Source organism: Ochrobactrum sp. 19YEA23 (assembly GCF_029909865.1).
GTDB classification, from domain to species: domain Bacteria; phylum Pseudomonadota; class Alphaproteobacteria; order Rhizobiales; family Rhizobiaceae; genus Brucella; species Brucella gambitense.
Map to the genome: position 1 here is coordinate 969238 of NZ_JASAMQ010000001.1, position 26795 is coordinate 996032.

The following is a 26795-nucleotide window of genomic DNA, read 5'->3' on the forward strand; positions in this document are numbered from 1 at the left end:
CTAGTTCCCATGTTCCGCTAGGCTTTTCAGTTGATTGAATTCTAGCACCTCTTCCTGATTTCGAATGGGAACATCAAGCACCTTCAAGATGAGAAGTGAAAGTCTCGCTCTCATCGCCCTTTGGGTCTTTATTTATTTGTATTCGTTCGCATTTCTATGGCAATAGGAGCTGAAGAAGTTGTGAGGTGACTTGAAAATGGCTGTTACTTTTGGAACGTCCGGTCTGCGAGGGCCGGCTATTGATTTCACCGATAAGGCTTGTGTTGCCTACGTTGTTGCCTTTCTGCGGCATATAGACCGCGATTTTGAATTTCACGATGTCTACCTTGCCGCCGATCTTCGCGAATCCAGTCCTCGTATCGCCGGTTCATGCCTAACGGCGATCACACTGGGCGGCAAAAATCCGATCTGGGCGGGAAATGTACCAACGCCGGCACTTGCGGCCTATGCAATGGCCCGCAACGCACCTGCTATCATGATCACAGGCAGTCATATTCCTGAAGCTTACAACGGTATTAAATTCTATCGCCCAGATGGTGAGTTTCTGAAGGAAGATGAAGCGCCTGTCCGCAGTTTGGCGGAAGGATTGTTGCATACGGCTGTAATAGGCGAGCCTGACCGCACTCCAGCGCCTCTGGTCGATGTTGCAGAAGAATACGTCAACCGTTCCGTTGATTTCTTCGGTTCTGACGCTCTGGCTGGAATGACAATCGGCATTGATCTTCACTCGGCAGTGGGGCGCGATCTTCTTGTGCGTGTCTTTGAAGGACTTGGAGCAGAGGTCTATCCATTTCGAAGGATGGATCAGTTCGTCGCGGTCGATACAGAAGCGCTTGATCTTGCTGATTTGTCGCGGGCGGCCAAGTGTATCGTCGAGCGCGGACTTGATGCTGTGGTGTCGACGGACGGTGATGGCGACCGACCACTGGTCATTGACGATCAGGGAAGCCAGGTGAATGGCGACATATTGGGTATTCTGACGGCTCGATATCTGGGCGCGAAAACCGTGGTCACCCCGCTCAGCACGACAAGCGCGCTCGAGGAAAGTGGTTGGTTCGAGAATATCCGCCGAACGCGGATTGGCTCGCCCTATGTTGTTGCAGAAATGGTGTCGGCAGAAGCGCATCCCGTCGTTGGTTTCGAGGCGAATGGCGGGTTTTTGCTTGGCGATGATGTGAAGTTGAATGGCAGTGTCCTTCAACGTCTTCCAACGCGCGATTCTGTTTTGCCTGCAGTTGCAGTATTGGTGCAGGCGAAAGCGCAGGGTATGCGGTTAAGTCAGATGGTCGCGACTTTACCATCTCGTTTCATGAAAGCTGATCGGGTCAAGGAAGTTCCGGCGGATCGCGCCGCTCAGTTTCTGCACGCTATAGAAACGTCACAATCTTTCCGTTCTAGTTTTTACTCCTTGATCACGGAGCCGGAATCAATCTCGACTGTCGATGGCGTACGAATGGCGTTCGCAAATGGTGATACAGTTCATTTCCGCCAATCTGGTAATGCGCCTGAAATGCGTATTTATGTCGAAACTGATTCAGCCGAGAAAACCGATAGGATTTTGAAGGAACTTATTGCAAAACTCTCCGCTACAATTTGAGTTTCGCTTATTGAAAGGAAGTTGAATTGCGTGAAATGTTGATCAGGCCAGTCGTGTTAGCCGGTGGTAAAGGGACCAGATTGTGGCCTATGTCACGGTCACAGCGCCCCAAGCAGTTTCTGGCTTTGACGGGTGAACTGAGCCTTTTTCAGATGACTTTGAAAAGGTTGTCGGACCCCCAGCGTTATTCCAAGCCGATCATCATAACAAACGCAGACTACCGGTTTTTGGTAGCCGAACAGGCACTTGAATGTGGCGTCGAACTTTCGGACGTTATCCTGGAACCCGTTGCGCGTAATACTGCTCCGGCAATCGCTGCTGCGGCGTTGATTGCTTCCAAGGATGAGCCAACCCTCATTCATGTTGTGGCATCCGACCACAACATAGAAATGGACGATGCATATTTTCAGGCTGTAGACACGGCCAGCAGTGCGGCTCGTATGGGACGACTTGCCACCTTTGGTATAACACCGACAGAGCCTGCGACTGGTTTTGGTTATATCGAGGCAGGCGAGCTGGAAGAAAGTGGGGCCTGTGCCATCAAGCGTTTCGTGGAAAAGCCACAGGAGGAAGTCGCGCGCGAGATGCTCGCAGCGGGTGGATTCTATTGGAACTCAGGAATGTTTTTGTTTCGGTCGGACGTGTTCCTCGAAGAATGCAAGCGTTATTCACCAGCGGTGTACGAAGCCGCAGAGGCATCCGTAGCTACCGCACAGCGGGATCTTGATTTCGTGCGCCTAAACAGGGCCGAATTTGAAAAGGCGCCGGATATTTCCGTCGACTATGCAATTTTTGAGAAAACAAAGCTTGCCTCGGTCGTTCCGTCACCCATTCACTGGTCAGATCTCGGATCATGGGATGCCGTCTGGAAGGAGAGCTTGCAGGATCCAGCGGGAAATGTGGCGCGCGGTCCAGTCAGCCTGCACAACACCAATAATTCACTGGTGTTATCGGAGGGTGTGCACGTCGCTGTGAACGGTGTGGACGACCTGACGATCGTGGCATCGGAGGATGCTCTCTATGTGGGCAAACTCTCGGAATCGCAGGGCGTGGGCACAATCGTTAAAGCGCTGATGAAACAGCCAGCTACTGCGAAGCTTGCTGAAGAACATCGAACCATGTATCGGCCTTGGGGTGGCTATACGCATTTGCTTTCGGGTGGCCGGTTTCAGGTGAAACGCCTGTTCATCAAACCAGGCAAACAGCTTTCTCTGCAAAAACACCATCATCGTTCAGAACACTGGGTGGTCGTCAGCGGTGTGGCTGAGATCGTGATCGATGATGAAAGCCTCTTTTTGTCGGAAAATGAATCGACATATATTTCTCAAGGGGCCGTTCATCGTGTATCCAATCCAGGAAAAATCCTGCTTGAAATGATTGAAGTTCAGACCGGCGCCTATCTTGGTGAGGACGATATCGTACGCTTCGAGGACGATTTCGGCCGCGTTTGATCGTTGAAATATTGCATCGTGAAGGCCAGTTGATGACTGATGTAATTCGTAAACTACAGGGGGAAGTGGAGCGCTTGTCGTTGTGGCTACACAACGATGCTCTGCCTCTCTGGCTGTCTGCCGGTGTGGATGCGCCGAGTAATGGTTTTTTTGAGCGCGTGGCGCAGAACGGTATCGCCACATATACGGACAATCGACGCTCGCGCGTTCACCCGAGACAGATTTATTGTTTCGCGAAGGCTGGTGCGATGGGGTGGCCGGGTGAATGGAAGCAAACCGTCGAATCCGGATTAGACTATTACGATCGTGTTTACCGGCGTGGGGAGGACGTGTTTTACGGTAGTCTCGCCACCCAGAGCGGCGAGATGATCGATCACACGTTCGATCTTTACAATCAGGCGTTCTCTGTTTTCGCCGCTGCGCAAATCGCTGTGGCTATTCCGTCTCGCTTTCAGGAGATGCGACTGCGGGCACGTGGTTTGATGAATGCACTGATTGCCGACTATCATCATCCTTTGGGAGGCTTTGAAGAAGCCAACCCGCCAAAATTGCCCTTGTGCTCCAATCCGCATATGCACCTGTTTGAGGCTATGCTTGCGTGGGAGGTCGTTGACCCAGACGCTTCATTCTGGTCGACCTATGCTGATGAAATAGCCAATCTTGCACTGGCGAAGTTTATTGATGGCGAAACTGGCGCTCTGCGAGAGTTTTTTGATCGTGACTGGCGACCGTATCCAGGTGAAAAGGGCAGGGTGGTTGAACCTGGTCACCAGTTTGAATGGTCGTGGCTGATGGGCCAATGGGCTGACCGGCGAAAAAATAACGACGCCTTGAAAGCTGCTAAACGTCTATTCGAGATTGCGGTGGATCACGGCATTTGCGAGCATCGCAAGGTCGCAATCATGAGCCTCTATGATGATTTTTCCGTTCATGACGGTCTCGCGCGGCTGTGGCCCCAGACTGAATGGATAAAGTCGTCGCTCCTCTTCGCTTCTCTGAGCGAAGGCGAAGAGCGGGCTTGCTATCTACGGTCCGCTTTGCAGGCAATGGAGGCTTTGCGCCCATTTCTGGATACGCCAATCAAGGGCTTGTGGTACGACAAATGGCCGGAAGGCGGCTCACTTCTCGACGAGCCCGCTCCAGCTTCGACATTTTATCATATTCTTTGCGCCTGCTATGAAGCGGAAAAGACGGTGTCAGCGCTTTAGAAGTTGCTTTGAGAGTCACTGAAAATGCTCGGATGTGTCCGCAAGGCACACATTTGTATTGGAGAGACATGCGAGTCCTGCATTTTTTCAAAACCTATTGGCCGGACACGTTTGGCGGTATTGAACGAACTATTCATGCCATCGCGAAGGGCGCAGCTGAACACGGCATTGCGTCCGATGTGTTGTCGCTGAGTGCACAGCCAGAGAAGAACACTCTGAGTTTTGACGGGCACATGGCATATAAAGCCAAGCTCGATTTGGAGTTCGCTTCGACGGGGCTATCGCGTGATGTATTTTCGCGGTTCCGTGAATTGAGTAGCAAGGCTGACATCATTCATTACCATTTCCCCTGGCCAATGAGTGACATTGTCCAAGTGGGCCTGCGTCCCGACAAGCCAACGATTGTGACCTATCATTCGGATATCGTGAAGCAAAAGCTGCTTTTGCAGTTTTACCGCCCTTTGATGAATCGTTTTCTTGGCAGCGTGGATAGGATTGTGGCGACTTCCCCAAACTACGTTGCGACGAGCGAGGTTTTGCAGAGGTTCACCGACAAGACGACTGTCATACCACTTGGCCTCGCCGAGGAGGATTATCCTCCGGCGGAAGAAGCCAGCAAGGCGCGCTGGCGCGAGCGCTTCCCGCGGCCATTCTTTCTCTTTGTAGGCGTGCTGCGCTATTACAAAGGTTTGAGGACCTTGCTCACGGCAGCCAGAACCTCCAATGTTGATATTGTCATCGTCGGTGATGGTCCGATGAAGTCCCAGCTCATGGATTATGCGAAAAAACATGGGCTTTCCCATGTGCATTTTGCTGGAGCTTTGCCGGATTCGGACAAAACAGCACTTCTCGAATTGAGTGCTGGTCTCGTTTTTCCTTCCCACTTGCGTTCTGAAGCATTCGGTTTGTCGCTTGTGGAGGCATCAATGTTCGGAAAGCCGATGATCTCATGTGAAATCGGGACCGGAACAAGCTATGTTAATCTCGACGGACAGACGGGGATCGTGATCCCTCCGCAGGATCCGGGCGCGCTATCCAAGGCAATGCAGATAATTGCGAATGACCAAGCTTTGGCGGAGACATTCGGGGCTAATGCTCGAAAGCGTTACCTTGAGTATTTCACGGCCGATAAAATGACGCTAGAATACGTGAAGAATTATACATCTTTGACGCGATAAGGTGCGGTTGTTACCACCCTTCAGACAAGATTTACTGGTGCTGTTTCCATACCTCGACCTTCATTTAAATGAAGACAACAATGGAGTGTAGATGAAAGGCATCATCCTGGCGGGCGGTAGCGGCACGCGTCTCTATCCTCTGACGATCGCTGTGTCCAAACAGCTTCTGCCAATCTACGACAAGCCCATGATCTATTATCCGCTGAGCGTATTGATGCTCGCGGGCATCAGGGATGTCCTGATCATTTCGACACCGCATGATTTACCGCTTTTCCAGAAGCTTCTGGGGGACGGTAGCGAATTCGGCATGAATTTTTCCTTTGCAGAACAGGCCGATCCCAATGGTCTCGCAGAAGCCTTCATTATAGGTCGCGACTTTATCGATGGCGATAATGTTGCAATGATCCTAGGAGACAACATCTATTTCGGTGATGGCTTATCGCATTTGTGCGAAAGCGCTGCACGGATCACAAAAGGCGGTTCGGTCTTTGCCTATCGGGTGGAGGATCCGCAGCGTTACGGTGTTGTTGAATTTGATCGGACAACGGGCAAAGCTATTTCGATTGAAGAGAAGCCGGCGAAGCCGAAGTCTTCCTGGGCCGTAACCGGGCTCTATTTTTACGATAATGAGGTCGTGGATATCGCAAAGTTTCTCAAACCGTCTTCGCGCGGTGAACTTGAGATCACCGCAGTGAATAACATCTATCTGGAGCGAGGTGATCTCGCCGTTCAGCAATTGGGCCGAGGCTATGCCTGGCTCGATACCGGGACTCATGACAGTCTTCAAGACGCATCGTCCTTCGTGCGTACAATCGAGAAACGGCAAGGTATAAAGATTGCCTGCCCCGAGGAGATCGGCTTCGAGAAGGGCTGGATCAGCGGCAGCGCAGTTCTGGATCGTGCCGACAAACTTGGCAAGACCGATTACGCCGCCTATCTGCGTCGTCGTGTCGAGGAAATTGGAAGCGAACGATGATTGTTCGCCGGTTAGAGCTAAATGGACTTCTGGAAATCATCCCCCGTAAATTTGGCGATGATCGGGGCTACTTTTCCGAAACCTACAGTGCCAAATCCTTTGCCGATTCTGGCATCGATCTGCAATTCGTGCAGGATAATCACTCGTTCTCGGCGGCGAAGGGCGTGGTGCGCGGTCTTCATTACCAGTTGCCGACGCGTGCGCAGGACAAGCTCGTCCGTGTGATTCGTGGTGCGATTCTCGACGTCGCGGTCGATATCCGCAAAAGCTCGCCGACATTCGGCAAGTGGGTTTCGCTGGAAGTTTCCGCCGAAAAGTGGAACCAGATTCTGGTGCCCAAGGGCTTTGCCCACGGTTTCATGACGCTCGTTGAGAACACCGAGGTCATCTACAAGGTCACCGATTACTATTCGCCGGAGCATGATCGTTCGATCTGCTTCGACGATCCGGCCATCGGTATTGAATGGCCGCTTCCTTCTTCGGGCGTCCAGCTTTCCGACAAGGATCAGAAAGCACCGCTTTTCGCCGATGCAGAAGTTTTTGCTTGAGGAATGATATGAATGTTCTCGTCACTGGCGGTGCAGGCTTCATCGGTTCGGCTGTATGCCGTCATCTGGCTACCGATCCCAAAGTCAATGTTCTCAATCTCGACAAACTGACCTATGCGGGCAATCTCGCTTCGCTGCGTCAGATCGAAAAACACCCGAATTACAGTTTCCTGCAGGCCGATATCTGCGACGACAATCTCATTCTGGACACGCTGCGTTCGAATGATGTCGATATCGTCATGCATCTGGCTGCTGAAAGCCATGTGGACCGTTCCATCGACGGCCCGGCGGCTTTCATCGAAACCAATATCATTGGCACGTTCCGTCTGCTCAACGCGGCGCTCAGCTACTGGCGCGAACTGCCGGAACCGCGCAAGTCGAACTTCCGCTTCCACCATATCTCGACCGATGAAGTGTTCGGCGACTTGCCGTTCGATAGCGGCATTTTCACGGAAGAAACGTCCTATAAGCCATCGTCGCCCTACTCCGCATCGAAGGCTTCCTCCGATCATCTGGTCCGCGCATGGCACGAGACCTATGGTTTGCCGGTGGTTCTCTCGAATTGCTCGAACAATTACGGGCCATTCCATTTCCCGGAAAAGCTCATTCCGCTTGTCATTCTGAACGCGCTCGATGAAAAGCCGCTGCCGGTTTATGGAGCAGGGGCGAATGTGCGCGACTGGCTTTATGTTGAGGATCACGCCCGCGCGCTGGCCTTGGTGGCGACGACCGGGAAGATCGGCGAAAGTTACAATATCGGCGGACGCTCGGAACGCACCAATCTCAATGTCGTGGAAACGATCTGCGCAATTCTCGACAAGAAGCGCCCGCGCGTCAATGGCAAGAAATACGGCGACCTGATTACATTTGTAACGGATCGCCCGGGTCATGACCGCCGTTACGCTATCGATGCCTCGAAGATCGAGCGTGATCTCGGATGGACCCCACAGGAAACCTTCGAAACCGGCCTTGAGAAGACCATTCAGTGGTATCTCGACAATGGCTGGTGGTGGGAGCCGATCCGCAGTGGCACTTATGCCGGTGAGCGTCTTGGCGGTGGTGCGGCCAAAGCAGGTGCCGTATGAAGATACTCGTCACCGGACGGGAAGGGCAGGTCGTTCAGAGCCTTCTGGAAAAGGCTGCTCAGCGCCCGGATCTTGAAGTGATTGCGCTAGGACGGCCGGAACTCGATCTGGCTGACCCCGAAACGATCCGCAAGGCGATTATCGATGCCAAGCCCGATGTCGTCGTTTCGGCTGCGGCTTATACGGCTGTGGATCAGGCTGAGGATGAGCCGGAAATCGCTCTGGCGGTGAATGCGGCTGGTGCTGCTGCTGTCGCCGAAGCTGCGAAGGCATGCGGTGCGCCGGTCATTCATCTGTCGACGGATTATGTTTTCGCTGGCGATAGCGATAGGCCCTATGTCGAGACTGATCCAACCGGTCCTCGCAGTGTCTATGGCAGCTCCAAGCTTGAAGGCGAAAGGCTGGTTGCCGCGGCGCATCCGCAGCATATCATCCTGCGCACGGCCTGGGTTTACAGCCCGTTCGGCAAGAATTTCGTCAAGACGATGCTGCGTCTTGCTGAAACCCGTGACGGCCTGTCGGTCGTGGCCGATCAGTGGGGCAATCCCACTTCAGCGCTTGATATTGCCGAAGCGGTCATTCGCGTGGCTGATCATCTGGCGGCAAAGCCGGATTTCGCGGGCTATGGCGTCTATCATCTCACTGGCACGGGCGACATCAACTGGAGCGGTTTTGCGCGCGGGATTTTCGCTGAAAGCGCGAAACATGACGGCCCGACCGCAGAAGTGATGGATATTGCCACCGCAGACTATCCCACAAAGGCGGCGCGCCCTGCCAATTCGCGCCTTTCCACGGAGAAGTTCAGCACGACATTTGGCTGGGCCATGCCGCATTGGCAGGCTTCTCTGGCCGACCTCGTGGCGCGTTTGTCGTAACCAATTAAGTCTGAATTAGAGAAACGCGGTGCGGTTGATGACCGTCACCGCGTTTTTTGCTTTGCGCAAATATGTTCCCTGCCTTATGCCTTAAACACTGACTGAACTGTTAGTGCACAATCACCCGAAAGGTGAAAGCTTTTCGGGCGCGACAGTGTGGTTTGAGTTCAGTGATAGGCATGCGGTCTGGAGTGCCGCGCATAACACCGGTGAGGAGCATTAAACGTGAGCAGCAATGAAACTTTCGCCTCGGGAACATTTGTCGGGCGAGCATGGAACCCGACGGCCAAGGGGCCGGTTCTGGTGACTTTGCGCGAAGGGCGCGTCATCGACATTACCACCAAAGCTGCACCGACGATGCGCGACCTGCTTGAACTTGACGATGCGCTGGCTCATGTACGCGCAACCGCCGGACAGGATATCGGTTCGCTTGAAGCCCTGTTTTCCGGAAAGCCCGGCGATGAAAGCGCGCTGCATCTTCTGGCACCGAACGACCTGCAGTCGATCAAGGCCTGCGGCGTTACCTTTGCTCGCTCCATGATCGAACGCGTGATCGAGGAACGCGCGGCCGGTAATCCCGATCTTGCTTTGAAAATCCGCGAGCGCGTGGGTGCAATCATTGGCGACAGCCTGCGCAACCTCAAGGCAGGCTCGGAAGAGGCAGCCCGCGTCAAGGCGGCGTTGATCGAAGAGGGCGTCTGGTCGCAATATCTCGAAGTCGGTATTGGCCCCGATGCCGAAGTCTTCACCAAGAGCCAGCCCATGTCCGCGGTCGGTCATGGTGCCGAGGTTGGCCTGCATCCGATTTCCACCTGGAACAACCCCGAGCCGGAAGTGGTGCTTGCGGTCAACAGCCAGGGGCAGGTCAAGGGCGCGACGCTTGGCAATGACGTGAACCTGCGTGACGTTGAAGGCCGGTCGGCCCTGCTGCTCGGCAAGGCCAAGGATAACAATGCGTCCTGTTCGGTTGGCCCGTTCATCCGCCTGTTCGACGAAACCTATTCGATGGAAGATGTGCGCTCGGCGGAACTGGCGCTGAAGGTCGAAGGACCGGATGGCTATGTTCTCAACGGTCGCAGCACCATGAAGGAAATCAGCCGCGATCCGCTGGATCTGGTTGCCCAGACAATCGGCAAGCACCATCAGTATCCGGATGGTTTCGTGCTGTTCATGGGAACGTTGTTTGCGCCGGTCGAAGACCGTGACACACCGGGACAGGGCTTTACGCACAAGATCGGCGATGTGGTCACCATCTCCAACCCGCAGCTTGGCGCGCTGACCAATACGGTGCGTCTGTCGACCGAATGCAGCCCGTGGCGGTTCGGCTCGTCACATCTGATGCGCAATCTCGCATCGCGCGGCCTGATCTGAGTGTATTGACTTGCGCGGCGGGTTAAACTGCCGCGCAAGTCATTTGAAAGCTCAATAAGGGCTGTCGACTTTGCCCATTTCGACATAGACCGTCTTGATCTGGCTATAGTGCGCAAGGGCTGCAACGCCGTTTTCGCGCCCGATGCCGGACTGCTTGTAACCGCCAAACGGCACTTCAACCGGCGTCAGATTATAGGCATTGATCCAGCAGGTGCCTGCCTTGATCTGGCTGATAACGCGGTGACCGCGCGCGATGTCGGCGGTGAATACGCCTGCCGCCAGACCGAATTCGGTGTCATTGGCCCGTGCGATCACTTCATCCTCATCCGAAAATTCGAGAACACTCATCACGGGTCCGAATATTTCTTCGCGCGCGATGGTCATGGTGTCGGTGACGTCGGTAAAGACGGTTGGTTCGATGAAGTAACCCTTGTCGAAGCCCTGTAGCTTGGGAATGCCGCCGCCGTAGGCAAGCGTTGCGCCTTCAGCCTTGCCCTTTTCGATATAGGAAAGGACCTTTTCACGTTGGGCGCTGTTGACGAGCGGCCCCATTTGGGTCGCCATATCCAATGGGTCACCGATACGAATCTTGCGCGTGCGCTCGACCAGCCGTTCGACAAAACGCTCGCGAACCTTCTTGTGCACGAAGACGCGGGTGCCATTGGAGCAGACCTGACCTGTCGAATAGAAATTGCCGAGCATCGCGCCGCCGATGGCGCTTTCGAGATCGGCATCGTCGAATACGATTATGGGCGACTTGCCGCCCAGTTCCATCGTCACATGCTTCAGATGTTCGCCTGCTTGCGCCATGATGCGTTTGCCGGTCGGAACCGAGCCCGTGAGCGAAACCTTGGCTGTCTGGCGATGATTGACGAGGGCTGCACCCACATCGCCGTAGCCCTGGACGACATTGAAGAGGCCATCGGGCAGCCCGGCTTCCTGATAGGCTTCTGCAAGAGCAAGGGCCGAGAGCGGCGTATTCTCTGAAGGCTTGAAGATGAAGGCGTTGCCCATGGCGAGCGCCGGAGCGGACTTCCATGCGGCGATCTGGATCGGATAGTTCCACGCACCGATGCCGACGCAAATGCCCAGCGCTTCGCGGCGGGTATAGGCGAAGGAACCGCCCAGTTCCACGAATTCACCGTTGAAACCGGAAATGATGCCGCCGAAGAACTCCAGCGCATCGGCAGCAGAGGCTGCATCCGCAACCAGCGTTTCCTGAAGCGCCTTGCCGGTATCGAGCGTTTCAAGCTTGGCGAGCTTTTTGTTCTTCTCGCGCAGAATTTCGGCGGTGCGGCGCAGAATGCGGCCCCGTTCGACAGGCTTCAGCGCCGCCCATGCTTCCTGCGCCTTCATCGCCGCCGCATAGGCAGCTTCGATCACGCTTGGCGTGGCGGAATAAAGCTTGGCAATTTCTTCGCCAGTCGCCGGATAGATGACGGGAAGCGGCTTGCCAGCCTTGTCTTCCACAAACGAGCCGCCGATGAAGTGCGAGGCTTTGGGTTGTGCTTTCATGGTATATTCCTTCGAAAAGAAGGGAATATGGGAGTAGGGGGAATAAGGGAGTATGTTTGAGCGCAGAACACGACCTGACATACTGCCTTATTCCCCTATTCCCTTACTCCCCTAAAAAATTACCTGTCCGAAACCTGCCAGCGCGGATTGATCCACGGCTCCTGATTAGAGCGTGCCAGCGGTGTGCGGCCAAGGATATGATCGGACGCTTTTTCGCCGACCATGATCGATGGCCCGTTGAGATTGCCATTGGTGATGCGCGGAAAGATGGATGAATCCGCCACGCGCAAGCCATCGACGCCGATCACCCGGCATTCAGGGTCAACCACCGCAAACGGATCGTCAACCGCGCCCATCTTGACTGTTCCGCACGGATGGAAGGCGCTTTCGACATGCTCGAGGATGAAATTGTCGATTTCATCATCGGTCTGCACTTTCGCACCGGGCTGGATTTCCGCGCCGCGATAGGGGTCGAAGGCCGCTTGCCCGAATATCTCGCGGGTCAGTCGCACGCAGTGGCGGAAGTCAGCCCAGTCGTCTTCATGAGACATATAGTTGAATTTGATGACAGGCTTTTCACGCGGGTTGGCTGTGCGCAATGTCACGCTGCCACGCGATTTGGAGCGCATCGGGCCGACATGGGCCTGAAACCCGTGCGATTGTGCTGCCGCCTTGCCATCATAGCGGATCGCCACCGGCAGGAAGTGGTACTGAATATCAGGATATTCCACGCCCGCTTTCGAGCGCACGAAGGCTGCGGATTCGAAATGGTTGGTCGCACCGTCACCGGTTTTGAAGAACAGCCATTCGGCCCCGATCCTGGCTTTTGAAAACAGGTTCAGCTTGGAATAAAGCGTGATGGGCTGTGTACATTCCTGCTGGATATAGACTTCCAGATGGTCCTGAAGGTTCTGGCCCACGCCAGGACGATCAGCCACCACTTCAATGCCGTGCTCCTTGAGATGCGCCGCGGGACCAATGCCGGACAGCATCAACAGCTTCGGCGAGTTGATCGAGGAAGCAGCAATGATGACCTCGCGACGCGCGCGAATGGTCGAGAAGCTGCGCCCCGATTCGATCTCCACACCGACAGCACGCTTGCCTTCGATGACGATCTTGCGCGCCAGTCCTTTGACGAGCTGCACATTCGGGCGTTTCAGCGCCGGTTTCAGATAGGCATTGGCCGCAGACCAGCGACGACCATTGTAGATCGTCTGCTCCATGGGGCCGAAGCCTTCCTGCTTCTCGCCGTTATAATCTTCGGTCACTTCGAACCCGGCTTCATGGCCTGCTTCGACGAAGGCGTGAAACAGCGGGTTGTCGCGCTTGCCCCGCTGGACGTGTAACGGCCCGTCGGTTCCGCGCCAGCCTTCCTGCCCACCTTGCGCATTTTCCATGCGCTTGAAATAGGGGAGCACATCAGCATAGGCCCAGCCTTGCGCGCCGCTTTCCGACCAGAAGTCGTAATCGCGTGCATGGCCGCGCACATAGACCATGCCGTTGATTGAGGACGAGCCGCCGAGCACCTTGCCACGTGGCGTTACAAGGCTGCGCCCGCCAATATGCGGTTCAGGTTCGGTGGAAAACCCCCAGTCATAGGTTTGCATATTCATGGGAAAGGAAAGCGCGGCGGGCATCTGGATCAGGGGCCCGACATCCGGCACGCCATATTCAATGACGATCACCGAATAACGCCCGTCTTCCGACAGCCGATAGGCCATGGCCGAACCGGCGGAGCCTGAGCCGATGATGACGAAATCCGCTTCCATACTCATGTCTCCACCGAAAGCTGAATAGAAATATAATCTTCCACCAATGTGACGGCGGATTGGGCATCAGGCGCGTCGGCACCCAGTGCATGGCGAATGTAAAGCCCGTCGATCATCGCACCCGCACCTTCGGCGATGCGGTGGGCCCGATCCCGCCCCGTGAGTTGTTCCAGCGCAAAGACCAGATTGGAATGCAGGCGGCGCGCATAAATGCGCAAAAGCCGCCGCGTGTCCTCCGACTGCTGGGCGTGGACATAGAAAGTCAGCCAGGCGGCGATGGTTTCCTGGGTGAACTGCGAGGCGGAGAAATTGACGGCGATGATGGCTGCAATGCGCTCGCGCGGCGTCTCGGTCTGCTTCACCGCCTTATTGAGATCATGGCCCAGTTCGCGCAGCAGATGGCGCATCGTGGCGAGAATGAGCTTGTCCTTGCCGCCAAAATAATGATGCGCGAGCGCAGGCGAGACGCCCGCTTCATGGGCGATCTGCGCAACTGTCACGTCCAGCGAACCGCGCTGCCCGATAGTGCGTATGGCAGCGTCGATCAGTTCGCGCCGCCGCAAGGGTTCCATCCCGATCTTCGGCATCGTCTCAATCCCTGTCCGGTTTTCAGGTCTGTTGTTCTTATTTTATCTTTGATTGACTCATCAATCAATAAAAACTCAAGCCTGTGGGAAATGCGGTTTGAATGCTGGAGCTTGAGCGGGGAGAAGACTTGCCGGGGCGTTATGTGCCGCTTACATTCATTAAATGAGCAGAGCTTTTACAAAAGAACAGGATGATGCGCCGACCGATCTCGGTGAGCGTCCGGTGAGTCCACACCGCAATCTCGTCACGCCGACCGGCCTGAAGATGATGGATGATGAGATTGCCCGCCTTCAGCGCGAGCTAGCGGAAGCGAACGTCGCCGCTGAGCGCTCGGCTATCGCGCGTATCTCGCGTGACCTGCGTTATTGGACAGTGCGCCGCGAAACGGCGGAGCTGTCAGTTCCGGATGCCGATAGCGACGTGGTGCGGTTCGGTATGACGGTAGAGCTGGAAAATCTGGACGACGGCCAAACCCGCATCTGGACGATTGTCGGCGAAGACGAGGCTGATCCGTCCAACGGCAAGATCTCGCATGTCGCACCGGTCGCCATCATGCTGTTCGGCAAACCGGCTGGCGATGTGCTGAAAATCAACGGCAAGGATTGGGAAATCGTGTCGCTGAAAGCCTAGGCTTCCAGCGACACACTATGATCGCGGAAGAAAGCGGCAGCGCCACTTTCGTCTACTTCGCTGGTTGATACCATCAGAACCAGTTGAATCACATCTTCTTGCCCGGCCTCAAGGCTGTAGCCGTTGAAATAGAGAAACAAGTCCGCTGCGGCGAGGCCTGTTCGTTTGTTGCCGTCTATAAACGGATGATTTTTCAGTAAGCCGAACAGATATGCCGCTGCTAGATCGAAGAGATCAGGCGTGCCATAGGCTTCTTTTTGAAGTGGACGTGCGAGTGCAGAATCCAGCAAGCCTGAATCCCGTATGCCCGCCGCACCACCGTGCAAGCGTAGCTGCTCCTGATGCAGCGCCTCGATAAAAGACCGCGAATGAAAATCAATCATTTCGCGAGGACGCGATAGGCCGTTTCGTACTTCTTCATCCGCTCGCGTGCGACCTGCATCTTTTTCTCAAAGACATCCGGATCATCTGCGCTGCGCGTCAGTTTCAGACCGTTCTCGTCTTCGATCAGAACGAGCGTATCTCCCGCTCTCAAATTAAGCCGGTCGAGCACTTCCTTGGGCAGGATCACGCCTTCGGAATTGCCGATCTTGCGCAAAGTGACGTTCATGGCTTTTCTCCTATGTTATAACCGATGATATAACATAGTTGCGCCCTTGTCGAGCGGCCGTTTACAGCCAGCCCTTGCGGCGGAAATAATAGAGCGGCAACAGGGCGGAGGCGATCATCAGTCCGAGCGCCATTGGATAGCCCCAGGGTGACGTCAGTTCCGGCATGAAGGAAAAGTTCATGCCGTAGATGGAGGCCACCAGCGTTGGCGGCATGAAGCCCACGGCAGCCACCGAGAAGATCTTGATGATGGCGTTTTGCTCGACGGAAATCAGTCCAACGATGGTGTCGAGCAGGAAGGTGACCTTGTTGGACAGAAAGTCCACATAAGCGGTCAGCGATTGCATGTCGCGTTCGAGCGACTTGATCCAGGAGCGCGTTTCCTTCTTGCCGGTCGCGGGATTGCTGGTTGCCGAGAGGTAGACCAGCATGCGGCTGATGCCTGCGAGACTTTCACGCATGCGCGACAAAAACGTTCCCTGACCACCGATCTGGGTCAGGATGTGCCGGAAATCCTGCGTCGTCATCGGCCGCGCCTTTGGCTGGCGGCGATAGATCGAGTGCGATGCGGCGTCAATTTTACCGGCCACGCCTTCCAGAATATCCGCCAGGCGGTTGGTCGTGGCTTCGGTAATGCCAAGCATGATCGAAAGCCCGGTGCATTTGGCAGAAATCAGCCCGTTGCCGGGCTTGGTGGAGCGCAGAATATAGGTCGTGAAGGATTTGGGGTCCGCATAGCGCACGGTGATCAGGCGTGAGCCGTGCAGAATGAAAGTCACTGGCGCCAGTTCACGATGGTCGAGATCGACCGCATGGAGAATAGGCACTGTGAGATACTGCGCGCCGTTTTCCATATAGAAGCGGCTCGATTCCTCGATCTCCGTCATGTCTTCACGGGTGGGGATCGAAATGCCGGTCCACGCTTCGACGATGTGATCTTCGTTGACGCCGGGTGTGGAGAGGTCGATCCAGATCACGTTATCAGGTAATGGCGTGCCCGGTTCGATTTCCGTTTTTTCGAGATGGTCACCGGAAAGGCTGTAGAGCGTGATCATGCTGGCACCTGCTGGCTGCGTATGAAAATCCAATCTGCGCGAGAATTCTTAGAGCATTTTGAAGCCAATTGAAAACATTTGCCTGCACACAAATGTGGGATTAGCGCTGCACTGTGGCTTTGGCAGCAGTGGTGTATCCCTGTCTGTTGACAGTTCGGTCCGCCTTCGTTAATTCATCAAGTCATCCGATGAATTTGGAGCGCCTATGAAGACGGTTTCACGCAAAAGCCTGACGGAAGCGGCGACGCAATCCATTCGTTCCGAAATCACCTCGGGTCGTTGGGCTGTGGGCGAGCAATTGCCGAACGAAGCCCAGCTTTCGGCGCGGCTTGGCGTCAGTCGCGGTACGGTGCGCGAGGCTGTCAGGGCGCTGGTGGCCCAAGGTATGCTGGAGACGCGGCAAGGCTCGGGCACCTATGTTCGTTCTAAGGCTGACACGGCGCGCAGTCTCAATCGCATCCGCCATACAAGCCTGCATGACAGGCTTGAAATGCGCGCCGCGCTGGAAGTCGAAGCTGCGCGCCTTGCCGCGCAGCGCATCACGCCGCAGACGATTGCTCATCTGGAAGCCGTGCTGGCCTCACGCGGATTGCGCGAAGATACTGACCGGATGACATTCGTCGAGCGCGATTTTGCATTCCATGAAGCCATCGCTGCCGCTTCCGGCAATCATGCACTGATCGAGGTCTATGGCTTCTTTTCCGCATCGATCCGCGAATCCATTGAAGCCACATTGGACGGCGAACTGCCGGAGCCGGACTTTGAGGCGCATCGGCAGATCATCGAAGCCATTGCCACCGGCGACCCGGACAAGGCCAGCGCGACGGTTCGTCGTTTTCTGGCCCCCTTGATTGAAGAACTGGAGAGGTTGCTCGCATCATGAGCCGCATAAACGCCGTGCCGCCCACAGCACGGGAGGAACACATCATGACATCTCAGGTAGAGCAGCCAGAGCCACTCGTCGACGCAGAAGCGGACAGTGTGCCGCCGCCATTGGTGCCCGAAACGCCGAGCAAGGCCACGCGCATCCTGCTGGGGCTGAGCCTCGTGCTGATTGCCGCCAATCTGCGTCCGGTATTTTCCAGCGTTTCCGTGCTTCTGCCGGAAATCATCGATGGCACCGGCATGTCATCGCTCGCCGCAGGCGTGCTGACTACCTTGCCGGTTGTCTGCCTTGGCGCATTCGCCCCGTTTTCGCCGCGTCTTGCGCAGCGTTTCGGAGCCGAGCGTGTGCTTCTGGCGGTGCTGGCGGTCTTGACCATTGGTACTGCGCTGCGTGGTCTCGGATCTTTCTGGTCGCTCTATATGGGCGCAACGCTTGCTGGTGCGGCGATTGCCATGGGCAATGTGCTGCTGCCGGGTGTGGTGAAGCGCGATTTTCCAAAAACCGCTGCGATCATGACCGGCCTTTACACGATGGCGCTTTGCGGCGGAGCGGCTTCCGCGGCTGGCTTCACGATCCCGATCAAAAACATGCTCGGCGGTTCGTGGAATCTTGCTCTGGCGTTCTGGGCGGTTCCGGCTGCGCTGGTGCTCGTGCTGTGGTTGCCGCAGGCGCTGCGCAGCAAACACAATGTTGCGCATTCAGGCTTCCGCGTCGTTGGTCTGTGGAACGATGCGCTTGCCTGGCAGGTGACGCTGTTCATGGGGCTGCAGTCGTCAACAGCCTATATTGTGTTCGGCTGGCTCGCGCCAATCCTGCGTGAGCGGGGCATGAGCCCGGCTGCGGCGGGCGGTCTGGTGTCGTTTTCGATCATGGCGCAGGTCGTGACATGCTTGCTGATACCGTCGATTGCCGTGCGCCAGAAAAGCCAGAGTTTCATCAATGTGTTTCTCTGCGCCTGCGCATCGCTTGCACTGATCGGTTTTCTCTATCTGCCGGAATGGAGCTTCTGGCTTCTGGCCATCATTCAGGGCATCGGGCAGGGCGGGCTGATCGCGGCTGCAATGATGGTGATCGTGCTGCGCTCACCGGATTCGCACACGGCGGCGCATCTGTCCGGTATGGCGCAATGCGTCGGCTATATTCTCGCGGCCATTGGCCCGCTGCTGGTGGGCGTGATCCACAGCGCCACGGGAAGTTTCGCCGCCTGCGGCCTGTTCTTCGCAGTGCTGGGATTGGGCGCTGCCGTCAATGGCTGGCTTTCAGGACGCGCCCGCCATGTCGGGGCGAGGACTGTGCAGAAGGATGCATAAACAAAAACCCCGGCTATCAAGCCGGGGTTTTTCGTTGCGAAATGTATGTACTCAGATGAACTGGCCGAGACCCGGGATCGAGCCGATCACGGCATCGACAGGCTCGTCGCCAGCCTTTTCCTTGGCGAAGCGGATTGTTTCCTTGGCAACGCCGGAAATCTCACCCATGCCGAGACCAGCACCCATGAGCTGCGAGCCGAGGCCCATCACGCCGCCCATCAGATTGGACAGGAAACCGCCGCCCTTGACCTGTGCAACGGCTTCGGTAGCACCGGGGATTGCGGCCAGAAGCTGCTGAACCTGCTCCTCCGGACCTTCTTTCTGAAGGAATGCGAGGATCATGCCGACAGACTTTTCCGCCGTCGCGGCATCGATGCCGACATTCGAGGTGATGCGTGCGATCAGTTCTTCCATGGAAACTCTCCCAAAAATCTTACGTTTACGTAATATGCATTCTCGCTATCGCTTTGCAAGCAGGTCCGGATCAAAATTATAGGGAATTTTTTCAGCTCTTATGACAGCAAAAACGGTTCTCTATCCGCAGCGTCGGCTTTATCGTTGTCGCATGACGGGACGGCGTCTATATCTGACAAGAGTGCGGCTCTGGATGTGCCGGTCGAAATAAGGAGCAAATCGCCTAATGACTGCTGACGACGCTATTTTTCTTGGTGCAAGCCGCAAGCCTGACGATTCCTACCAGCAGCCGGAATATCTGGCGCTGAAATATGGCAACAGGCACGGTCTGGTCACCGGCGCGACGGGTACGGGCAAGACCGTGACCCTTCAGGTGCTGGCGGAAAGCTTTTCCGCTGCTGGCGTTCCGGTCTTCTGCGCCGACATCAAGGGCGATCTGTCGGGCATTGCCGCTGTCGGCGTGGCGAATGACGGCCTGACCAAGCGGGCCGAGGAAATCAAGCTCGATCCTTATCAGCTGCGCGCATCTCCGGTCATTTTCTGGGACATTTTCGGCGAGCAGGGCCACCCGGTTCGCGCCACCATTTCCGAAATGGGGCCATTGTTGCTGTCGCGTCTCATGAACCTGACGGAAGCGCAGGAAGGCGTGCTCAACATCGCCTTCCGCCTGTCTGACGAAGAGGGGCTTCTGCTGCTCGATCTGAAGGATCTGCAGGCAATCCTCAAGGAAATGGCGGAGCGTTCCACCGAGCTTTCGGGTAAATACGGCAACGTCAACAAGGCGTCGGTTGGTGCGGTGCAGCGGTCGTTGCTGGTGCTGGAGCAACAGGGTGGCGCGAAGTTCTTTGGCGAACCGGCTTTGACAATTGCCGACCTGATGCGCACGACGACGGATGGGCGCGGCGTGGTCAGCGTGCTTGCCGCCGACAAGCTGATGATGAGCCCGCGTCTATATTCGACCTTCCTGCTCTGGCTGATGTCGGAACTGTTCGAGGCGCTGCCGGAAGTGGGCGACCCGGACAAGCCAAGGCTCGTCTTCTTCTTCGACGAGGCCCATCTTCTGTTCGATGAAGCGCCCAAGGCGCTGGTTGATCGTGTCGAACAGGTCGTTCGTCTCATCCGTTCCAAGGGCGTCGGCGTCTATTTCGTGACGCAGAACCCGCTTGATGTGCCGGAAACAGTGCTGGCCCAGCTTGGCAACCGCGTGCAGCATGCGCTGCGCGCCTATACGCCGCGCGAGACCAATGCGGTGAAAACCGCCGCCGATACGTTCCGTCCCAATCCGGACTTCAAGACGTTCGACGCGATCACCAATCTTGCAACCGGCGAGGCGCTGGTCTCGACCTTGCAGGCCAAGGGCGTGCCGTCCATGGTGCAGCGTACATTGATCCGCCCGCCATCGTCGCGCATCGGCCCGTTGACGCCGGAAGAGCGCGCCAAGATCATTGCCGCAAGCCCGGTTTCCGGCCAGTACGATACGCTTGTGGATCGCGATTCCGCATTCGAGATGCTGGCGCGCAAGGCGCAGAACGCGACGGTCGAGCAGCAGAAAACCAAGCAGGAAGAGGAAGGCGGCGGCGGAATACTGGGCGATCTTCTCGGCACTGCATTGGGCACGGGCAAGCGCTCCGGTCGTCAGACCGTTGCGGAAACGGCCATGAAGTCCGTCGTGCGTACGGTCGGCAATTCGCTGGGTCGCGCATTGGTGCGCGGCATTCTCGGCAGTTTCAAGAAATAAGGGAGTAGGGGAATAGGGGAGTAAGGCAGTATGTTGCCCTCCCCATTCTTTCACGCTGGTGCTCTGGAAGAGCTGCGTGAATCCACCCAATAATGGGTTATTCGACATTGCTAATGTCGATTTACGGCAGAGAATTTTCTGCCTAATGTCCGCTTGCCCGATCTTGGGCGGGGCGGGATAACAGCATGAAACTATTGAAAATTTTTGGCATGGCGTCCGCCGTGTTCTTGACGTTTGCCGGTGTTTCAAAGGCCGACGATCTGGTCTTCAAACTGAAGAACGGCACCAACTCCACATTGACCCATTTCTATACGTCGCCGGTCGGCGTCAACAATTGGGAAGGTGAAGTTTTCGGCGATCAGGTTCTGGAGCCGGGCGAAACCATCGAAATCACCATCGCTGACGGTCGCCGCGTTTGCAAATACGACATGCGGTTCGAATTTCAGGATAGTGACGACCTCGACACCACCACCGACACGCAAGACTTGTGCGAACTCGGTTCCTATACGATCGAGGAATAGTTTAGTTTAGGCGGGGGCGCCGCGGCTGGGTCGAAAGGCCCGGCCGCTTTTTTATATGTTGAAGAGTTTTTTGGCCGCGCCGTGCATGCCCTTGCTGATCGCCGCAAATTTCAGCGCTTGCCACTGACGATAATCCTGCACCAGCGTGGCTGAGATCCAGCAGTCACCGCGGTTGCCGGGGCGTTCCCATCCGATCAGCCCGGCATCGCGCGCGCGCGCCAGAATCCGCGCCGTGTTGCTCTGCGACATGCGATAGCGCGTCGATATGGCGTTGGAGGTGACTTTGCCGATCCATGCCCGGTCGCCGGAAAATGTCCATGGAGCGCGGGATGCAACATCGTGCAGGATGTTGTTGCCGGATTCCGAATGGGTGAAATTCGCGATGCTGGGCTGCGGACGGCACCAGTCGCTATTGTGCAGCACATCGCGCGTCATGATCGGTTGGGCATAGCGCAACATGTCTGGATGGCGGAGCATAAGCGCTGCCCGGTTGCCGTTATCCATACGGTCGATTGCAATGAGATGGGTGGTCAGCCACAGGCGGATCAGCTCTTCCGTGGCAGTGCAGGCGCGGAAAAGATGCTGCCTGCGATCCCGGGTCGGAAGCGGTTCGATGAAATTGTAGTGCCGGGTTTCCTGAAGAAAGGCCAGCGTGGTGTTCTTGCTGGCAATCGGCGTGCCTTTCAGGAAGTTGAGCAGATTGGTCGGTGAGATCGGCGGATTGCGCGGATCGGTCTGATGTTCGAAATGCACCGCGAAAGTCGCCTGACTCAATAGCCATTTCTGCATATCGGAAAGATAGCGCACCTCTCGCGGCAGCTCAGCCGTGATGGCCAGAAGTTCACTGGCGGTCGTTTGCAGGCAATCGTGAAAGCGCTCGTTGCGGACAAGGTCCGCAGGATTGAATATGGCCGGTATGTCGGTATAGGCGAGAGCCGCAGCTGCTGTATGCATGATGATAAGCTTGCATCAGGTGGAGTTTATTGCCGCTAATATATTTCCCCGTTTTGAACAAGGTGAAAACGCGCCGGATCGGAAGTCTCTCTGACGCAGACTGCTTAAAAGAAAACCCCGGAGCAGGGGATGCTCCGGGGTTTTCTTTGGAATTGTCTCGTCCGTCTTCGTCTTACATGACGAGGATAGGCGACTTCGGCGGCACGCGATCATAAAGATCGATGATATCCCGATTGAGGAAGCGCACGCAGCCCGACGAAACCGCCTTGCCGATGGACCACCATTCCGGATTGCCGTGCAGGCGATAGAGCGTGTCCTTGCCGTCCTGGAAAATATAGAGCGCACGCGCGCCGAGCGGGTTCTTGAGGCCTGGAGCCATGCCGCCATTGGCAGCACTGTACTGGACCAGTTCCGGCTGGCGGGCGACCATTTCATCCGGCGGCGTCCAGCGTGGCCACTGGCGCTTGTACTGGATCACAGCGCGACCGGACCATGCAAAACCTTCGCGACCGATACCGACGCCATAGCGCAGCGCCTGACCGTTATCGAGCACAAGATAGCAGAAGCGGTTGGCAGTATCGATGACCAGCGTGCCGGGCATTTCGCCGGTCGGGTCCTGCACGACCTGACGCAGATAGCGCTTATCCATCTTCTGGATCGGAATTGCCGGAAGCTGGAAGCCGCCATCATTGACGGAGGCATACATCTGCTCCCAGCCGCCAAAGGACGAATCCACATTGGCCTGCGGCGTCCTGTTGATCGGGTTGCCCGACGCATCGACGTCGATGATAGGTACATTCTGTCCCAACTGGGCGCAACCGGCGAGACCGGCAGCCGCAGTGGCAGTCATTGCCGTCAGGAAAGAGCGGCGGGTGAGGGTCGTTTGCATAAGAAAACCAGATTAGTGACGGGAGGGTTATGAATACAGCAATCAGGGTTAACGAAGTGCGACCAAACCAGATGTGGTAGAGGCGCGGTAGGAGGAAGGCACTGACCTGGGCGGTGTTTTTCGCCAAGTCTCGAATTCGACTGATCGGAAAACGCCTTAGAATTGTGGCGTCGAGCCGGTCTGAATACGGCCTAAACGTGGCGAAAAGCCACCCGCAGGGCGCGTGTTGCAGCCACGCCACAATTTTGCGGGCAATCGACCTGTTTGTCGAAAGCCGGATAATTCAAATTTTAGTGAAATACCCAATTAGTTCTGCGCGGGTGTGTGCGCTTTCAGCCAAGAAGCTGGAGACTCGGCAGAATGAGGGCAGGTGGGAACTGACGATACTCATCCGGCTGGTTCGACCGATTGATCCAGACGCCGCGCATGCCAAACTTGACCGCACCTGCCACATCCCAGCGATTGGACGACTGGAAGGAAATTGCGGAAGGATAAAGCCGCCATTGCATGGTGATCAGCTCATAGGCGGAAGGTGATGTCTTGTACTTGCGCACGGCATCAACCGAAACGACATCATCCAGCAGAACGTCGAGTGCAGCCGACTTCACGGCGGCTTCCAGCATGGCGGGAGAACCATTGGAAAGGATGGCAAGTCGCGCGCCACGATCCTTGAGGTGCTTGAGCGCGGCTGGCACTTCCGGATAGCAGTCGAGTTTCCAGTAAGCGTCGAGCAGGTCGTTGCGCAGCGACGGATCGACGGACGGATAGCGCGCAAAGGCGAAATCGAGAGAATCTTCCGTCAGTTTCCAGAAATCGCTGTAAGCGCCCATCAGGCTCAGCACCCATGAATATTCAAGCTGCTTGGCGCGCCAGAGTTCAGAAAAGGCACGTCCATCGGGACCAGCCTTGTCCGCATGCCGCCGAACTGCCGAATGGACATCGAACAATGTGCCATAGGCATCGAAGACATAGGAACTAATTGGGCCGGACACGGTTACTCCTTTACTGATGCGGTGATGCGGAAATTCTCAATGGGGTTCATCCTACTGTGATTTCAATAATATTTCATTGCCGCTCACGCGGTTGGGGCCTATGTAGAGTCCGCACGCTATTTATCGGGTAGGCAACACATTGCCCGCCGCGCGTTGAGAGATAAAGAGGAGAGTTTCCAATGGCTTTCGAACTGCCCGCCCTTCCATATGACTACGAAGCACTTGCGCCTTTCATGTCGCGTGAGACGCTTGAACTGCACCACGACAAGCACCATCAGGCTTATGTCACCAATGGCAACAAGCTGCTTGAAGGTTCCGGCCTTGAAGGCAAGAGCCTGGAAGAGATCGTCAAGGAAAGCTACGGCAAGAATCAGGGCCTCTTCAACAATGCCGGCCAGCACTACAACCACATCCATTTCTGGAAGTGGATGAAGAAGGACGGCGGCGGCACGAAGCTGCCGGGCAAACTTGAAAAGGCAATTGAATCCGATCTCGGCGGCTACGCCAAGTTCCGTGAAGATTTCATCGCAGCTGGCGTCGGCCAGTTCGGTTCGGGCTGGGCATGGCTCTCGGTCAAGGACGGAAAGCTGGAAATCTCCAAGACCCCGAACGGCGAAAATCCGCTGGTTCATGGCGCAAAGCCGATCCTCGGCGTGGATGTGTGGGAACACTCCTACTATGTCGATTACCGCAACCTGCGTCCGAAGTATCTCGAAGCTTTCGTCGACAGCCTGATCAACTGGGACTACGTTCTGGAAATGTACGAACAGGCATAATGCCAAGGCATTGATGCTATGTGATGAGCCCCGCCAAAGCGGGGCTTTTCTTTGGGCGCTTGTCGACGCTTGGAATTCTCAAGATTGCTTGTATCTCATACAGATACGTTTTGAGGATGTTGGAAATTAAATAGTACTTTTTTACTCAAGTATTTCACGTTATCGTGATGTGAATGTATAAATCTCCGTAGAGAACGCGTTCTACTTTTACAGCAATCGATATGTTCGATCCGATCATTGCAATGGCAGGGATTGTATCGGATATTCGGTCAAGGGATGAGTTTTGTTCATTTTAAATGCGGAGGACTACATGCGTTTGTTTTTTCCTGCACTTGGTTCTGTGGCAGTGCTCGTCGCCAGTATCGGTCTGGCGCAGGCTGACGCGATTGCGGATCGTCAGGCCATCATGAAGGATATGGGCCGCTCGGTGGGCCAGATCGCGCCGGTCGTCAAAGGTGAGAAACCGTTCGAGGCCGCTGCGGTTCTGGCTGCACTTGAGAAGATCGATGCCGACGCCAAGAAGCTGGATGTCGATACGCTGTTCCCTGCTGGTTCGGATAAGGGCGATACGGAAGCTTCGCCGAAAATCTGGGAAGACAAGGACGAATTCGTCAAGCATGTCGAAAAATTCCGCGCCGATGCCGCAGCTGCTGTGGCTGCCAAGCCGCAGGATGTCGATGCGCTGAAAACGGTATTCCAGCAGGTTGCCGCCAATTGCGGTTCCTGCCATCAGGCCTTCCGCGTCAAGAAAAACTGATAGGCTTCGATAAAATCGGCAGTTTCGCTTGATAGTGAAACTGCCGCAATGGAATGGGTAGGATGGTCCGCAAACTGGCATATGCCGCGGGCGCTGTGCTTGTCATCGGCGCTGCCGCCTTCTGGATTCTGACCACACCGCGAAAGGTGGATAGCGCCGTTCTGGCTTCAATGAAGCCCGGCGATGCTGTCAAAGGCGAGCAGGTTTTCTGGGCGGGCGGCTGCGCATCCTGCCATGCTGCGCCGGGTGCTGCGGGCGATGCGCGCAAGGTGCTTGCGGGCGGCCATAAGCTGGTCTCGGATTTCGGCACCTTTATCGTGCCGAACATCTCGCCATCCGAGCAGGGGATCGGCACCTGGACCATCCAGGATTTTGCCAATGCCATGCTGAAAGGCGTGGGCAAGCGGGGCGAGCATCTCTACCCGTCCTTTCCCTACACGTCCTACACCCGCATGAAGCCGCAGGATGTGGCCGATCTCTATGCCTATATGAAGACGCTGCCCGCATCGGACAATGTCGCGGCACCGCACAAGCTTGGCTTTCCGTTTAACATTCGTCGCAGTCTTGGCGTCTGGAAGCACCTCTACCTGTCGGATGCCCCGGCAGTTGCTATCGCCGACGCATCGGACCTCGTGAAGCGCGGCCAATATCTGACCGAGGCGCTGGGACATTGTGGCGAGTGCCATACGCCGCGCAATATCATTGGCGGTCTGCAAACCGGTCAATGGCTGGCGGGCGCATTGTCGGCAGAGACAGGCAGCGACGGCAAAAAGAGCGTCGTCCCGAATATCACGACGGGCGAGGGCGGCATCGGCGACTGGAGCGAAAACGATATCGCCTATGCGCTGCAAAGCGGCTTCACGCCCGACTTCGATTCGCTGGGCGGATCGATGACCGACGTGGTATCGAATATGGTGCATCTGACCGAGGCCGACCGCAATGCAATCGCGGCCTATCTGAAAGCCATTCCGCCACATGCGAACGGCTATAAAGCTCCGTAGCTGAGTTTAGAGCGCGTTTCGATCTGATTGAATCAGATCGGCGCTCTAATTCTTTGTTTTAACGCGCATCTTTGCCGAAAACCGTTTCACACTTTTCGGGAT

The 26795-nt window shown here is 56.0% G+C and carries 27 protein-coding genes; 17 read left to right on the forward strand and 10 right to left on the reverse strand.

Features of this window, described 5'->3' with window-relative positions; all coding sequences use genetic code 11:
- Positions 1 to 196: 196 nt before the first annotated feature.
- The 9 genes from QBD01_RS04425 to QBD01_RS04465 all read left to right on the forward strand — a co-directional run bounded on the left by QBD01_RS04425 (position 197) and on the right by QBD01_RS04465 (position 10289).
- Entirely contained in the window at positions 197 to 1597 is a 1401-nt protein-coding gene (locus QBD01_RS04425) for a phosphomannomutase (protein ID WP_280991752.1), read from the forward strand.
- Positions 1598 to 1623: 26 nt separating this feature from the next.
- Positions 1624 to 3048 carry a mannose-1-phosphate guanylyltransferase/mannose-6-phosphate isomerase gene (locus QBD01_RS04430; RefSeq protein ID WP_280991753.1) on the forward strand — a complete coding sequence of 475 codons (1425 nt, stop codon included), beginning with the start codon at positions 1624 to 1626 and terminating at the stop codon, positions 3046 to 3048.
- 32 nt (positions 3049 to 3080) lie between these two features.
- Entirely contained in the window at positions 3081 to 4256 is a 1176-nt protein-coding gene (locus QBD01_RS04435) for an AGE family epimerase/isomerase (protein ID WP_280992108.1), read from the forward strand.
- A 68-nt stretch (positions 4257 to 4324) separates the two neighbouring features.
- A complete protein-coding gene (locus QBD01_RS04440) occupies positions 4325 to 5434 on the forward strand; it encodes a glycosyltransferase family 4 protein (protein WP_280991754.1) in 1110 nt (369 codons plus the stop codon).
- 91 nt (positions 5435 to 5525) lie between these two features.
- Positions 5526 to 6410: a glucose-1-phosphate thymidylyltransferase RfbA gene (rfbA, locus tag QBD01_RS04445; protein WP_280991755.1), complete on the forward strand. Its 885-nt coding sequence runs from the start codon at positions 5526 to 5528 to the stop codon at positions 6408 to 6410.
- Positions 6407 to 6958, forward strand: a complete 552-nt coding sequence (gene rfbC, locus QBD01_RS04450) for a dTDP-4-dehydrorhamnose 3,5-epimerase (protein ID WP_280991756.1) — start codon at positions 6407 to 6409, stop codon at positions 6956 to 6958. Before rfbA ends, rfbC begins: the two co-directional genes overlap by 4 nt.
- Before the next feature lie 8 nt (positions 6959 to 6966).
- The gene (gene rfbB, locus QBD01_RS04455; RefSeq protein WP_280991757.1) at positions 6967 to 8043 is read left to right on the forward strand and encodes a dTDP-glucose 4,6-dehydratase; all 1077 of its coding nucleotides are present in this window, start codon (positions 6967 to 6969) and stop codon (positions 8041 to 8043) included.
- On the forward strand, positions 8040 to 8918 hold the full coding sequence (gene rfbD / locus QBD01_RS04460) for a dTDP-4-dehydrorhamnose reductase (protein WP_280991758.1): 879 nt from the start codon (positions 8040 to 8042) through the stop codon (positions 8916 to 8918). The genes rfbB and rfbD overlap by 4 nt, the downstream gene beginning before the upstream one ends.
- Positions 8919 to 9143: 225 nt before the next feature.
- Positions 9144 to 10289, forward strand: coding sequence for a fumarylacetoacetate hydrolase family protein (locus QBD01_RS04465; RefSeq protein WP_280991759.1), 1146 nt, complete (start codon positions 9144 to 9146; stop codon positions 10287 to 10289).
- Between the two features lie 51 nt (positions 10290 to 10340).
- Here QBD01_RS04465 and betB read toward each other — a convergent pair whose 3' ends face one another.
- From betB to betI, 3 genes are all read right to left on the reverse strand, one after another.
- Complete coding sequence (betB, locus tag QBD01_RS04470) at positions 10341 to 11804, reverse strand: betaine-aldehyde dehydrogenase (RefSeq protein ID WP_280991760.1); 1464 nt, start codon at positions 11802 to 11804, stop codon at positions 10341 to 10343.
- Between the two features lie 119 nt (positions 11805 to 11923).
- Complete coding sequence (betA, locus tag QBD01_RS04475; RefSeq protein ID WP_280992109.1) at positions 11924 to 13573, reverse strand: choline dehydrogenase; 1650 nt, start codon at positions 13571 to 13573, stop codon at positions 11924 to 11926.
- A 2-nt stretch (positions 13574 to 13575) separates the two neighbouring features.
- On the reverse strand, positions 13576 to 14160 hold the full coding sequence (betI, locus tag QBD01_RS04480) for a transcriptional regulator BetI (protein ID WP_280991761.1): 585 nt from the start codon (positions 14158 to 14160) through the stop codon (positions 13576 to 13578).
- Positions 14161 to 14323: 163 nt separating this feature from the next.
- On the opposite strand from betI, the gene QBD01_RS04485 reads away from it, so the two are divergent.
- Positions 14324 to 14791 (forward strand): GreA/GreB family elongation factor, encoded by a 468-nt coding sequence (locus QBD01_RS04485; RefSeq protein WP_182522975.1) that lies wholly within the window; start codon positions 14324 to 14326, stop codon positions 14789 to 14791.
- Here QBD01_RS04485 and QBD01_RS04490 read toward each other — a convergent pair.
- The 3 genes from QBD01_RS04490 to QBD01_RS04500 form a co-directional block, all read right to left on the reverse strand.
- Complete coding sequence (locus QBD01_RS04490) at positions 14788 to 15174, reverse strand: type II toxin-antitoxin system death-on-curing family toxin (protein ID WP_280991762.1); 387 nt, start codon at positions 15172 to 15174, stop codon at positions 14788 to 14790. The two genes, QBD01_RS04485 and QBD01_RS04490, sit on opposite strands and share 4 nt — an antisense overlap.
- Positions 15171 to 15401: an AbrB/MazE/SpoVT family DNA-binding domain-containing protein gene (locus tag QBD01_RS04495; protein WP_078340198.1), complete on the reverse strand. Its 231-nt coding sequence runs from the start codon at positions 15399 to 15401 to the stop codon at positions 15171 to 15173. Before QBD01_RS04495 ends, QBD01_RS04490 begins: the two co-directional genes overlap by 4 nt.
- 61 nt (positions 15402 to 15462) lie before the next feature.
- Positions 15463 to 16455: a magnesium transporter CorA family protein gene (locus QBD01_RS04500; protein WP_182522973.1), complete on the reverse strand. Its 993-nt coding sequence runs from the start codon at positions 16453 to 16455 to the stop codon at positions 15463 to 15465.
- A 205-nt stretch (positions 16456 to 16660) separates the two neighbouring features.
- On the opposite strand from QBD01_RS04500, the gene QBD01_RS04505 reads away from it, so the two are divergent.
- Both QBD01_RS04505 and QBD01_RS04510 read left to right on the forward strand, forming a co-directional pair.
- Complete coding sequence (locus QBD01_RS04505; protein ID WP_280991763.1) at positions 16661 to 17338, forward strand: FadR/GntR family transcriptional regulator; 678 nt, start codon at positions 16661 to 16663, stop codon at positions 17336 to 17338.
- A complete protein-coding gene (locus QBD01_RS04510) occupies positions 17335 to 18651 on the forward strand; it encodes a CynX/NimT family MFS transporter (protein WP_280991764.1) in 1317 nt (438 codons plus the stop codon). The genes QBD01_RS04505 and QBD01_RS04510 overlap by 4 nt, the downstream gene beginning before the upstream one ends.
- A gap of 51 nt (positions 18652 to 18702) precedes the next feature.
- On the opposite strand, the gene QBD01_RS04515 is transcribed toward QBD01_RS04510, so the two are convergent.
- Entirely contained in the window at positions 18703 to 19065 is a 363-nt protein-coding gene (locus QBD01_RS04515; protein WP_182522970.1) for a DUF2267 domain-containing protein, read from the reverse strand.
- A 226-nt stretch (positions 19066 to 19291) separates the two neighbouring features.
- Here QBD01_RS04515 and QBD01_RS04520 point away from each other — a divergent pair, with 226 nt between their 5' ends.
- Both QBD01_RS04520 and QBD01_RS04525 read left to right on the forward strand, forming a co-directional pair.
- Positions 19292 to 20803 (forward strand): DUF853 domain-containing protein, encoded by a 1512-nt coding sequence (locus QBD01_RS04520; RefSeq protein ID WP_280991765.1) that lies wholly within the window; start codon positions 19292 to 19294, stop codon positions 20801 to 20803.
- A 209-nt stretch (positions 20804 to 21012) separates the two neighbouring features.
- A complete protein-coding gene (locus QBD01_RS04525; RefSeq protein ID WP_392391320.1) occupies positions 21013 to 21324 on the forward strand; it encodes a hypothetical protein in 312 nt (103 codons plus the stop codon).
- Between the two features lie 51 nt (positions 21325 to 21375).
- Here the strand turns inward: QBD01_RS04525 and QBD01_RS04530 are convergent, their stop codons facing one another.
- The 3 genes from QBD01_RS04530 to QBD01_RS04540 form a co-directional block, all read right to left on the reverse strand.
- Positions 21376 to 22278 (reverse strand): hypothetical protein, encoded by a 903-nt coding sequence (locus QBD01_RS04530; RefSeq protein ID WP_280991767.1) that lies wholly within the window; start codon positions 22276 to 22278, stop codon positions 21376 to 21378.
- A gap of 172 nt (positions 22279 to 22450) precedes the next feature.
- Positions 22451 to 23167, reverse strand: a complete 717-nt coding sequence (locus tag QBD01_RS04535; RefSeq protein WP_280991768.1) for a L,D-transpeptidase — start codon at positions 23165 to 23167, stop codon at positions 22451 to 22453.
- Positions 23168 to 23499: 332 nt separating this feature from the next.
- The gene (locus QBD01_RS04540; RefSeq protein ID WP_280991769.1) at positions 23500 to 24159 is read right to left on the reverse strand and encodes a haloacid dehalogenase type II; all 660 of its coding nucleotides are present in this window, start codon (positions 24157 to 24159) and stop codon (positions 23500 to 23502) included.
- Between the two features lie 179 nt (positions 24160 to 24338).
- On the opposite strand from QBD01_RS04540, the gene QBD01_RS04545 reads away from it, so the two are divergent.
- From QBD01_RS04545 to QBD01_RS04555, 3 genes are all read left to right on the forward strand, one after another.
- On the forward strand, positions 24339 to 24935 hold the full coding sequence (locus QBD01_RS04545) for a superoxide dismutase (RefSeq protein WP_182522965.1): 597 nt from the start codon (positions 24339 to 24341) through the stop codon (positions 24933 to 24935).
- A gap of 310 nt (positions 24936 to 25245) precedes the next feature.
- Positions 25246 to 25692, forward strand: a complete 447-nt coding sequence (locus QBD01_RS04550; protein WP_280991770.1) for a cytochrome c — start codon at positions 25246 to 25248, stop codon at positions 25690 to 25692.
- Positions 25693 to 25754: 62 nt separating this feature from the next.
- A complete protein-coding gene (locus QBD01_RS04555; RefSeq protein WP_280991771.1) occupies positions 25755 to 26693 on the forward strand; it encodes a cytochrome c in 939 nt (312 codons plus the stop codon).
- The last annotated feature ends 102 nt before the right edge of the window (positions 26694 to 26795 follow it).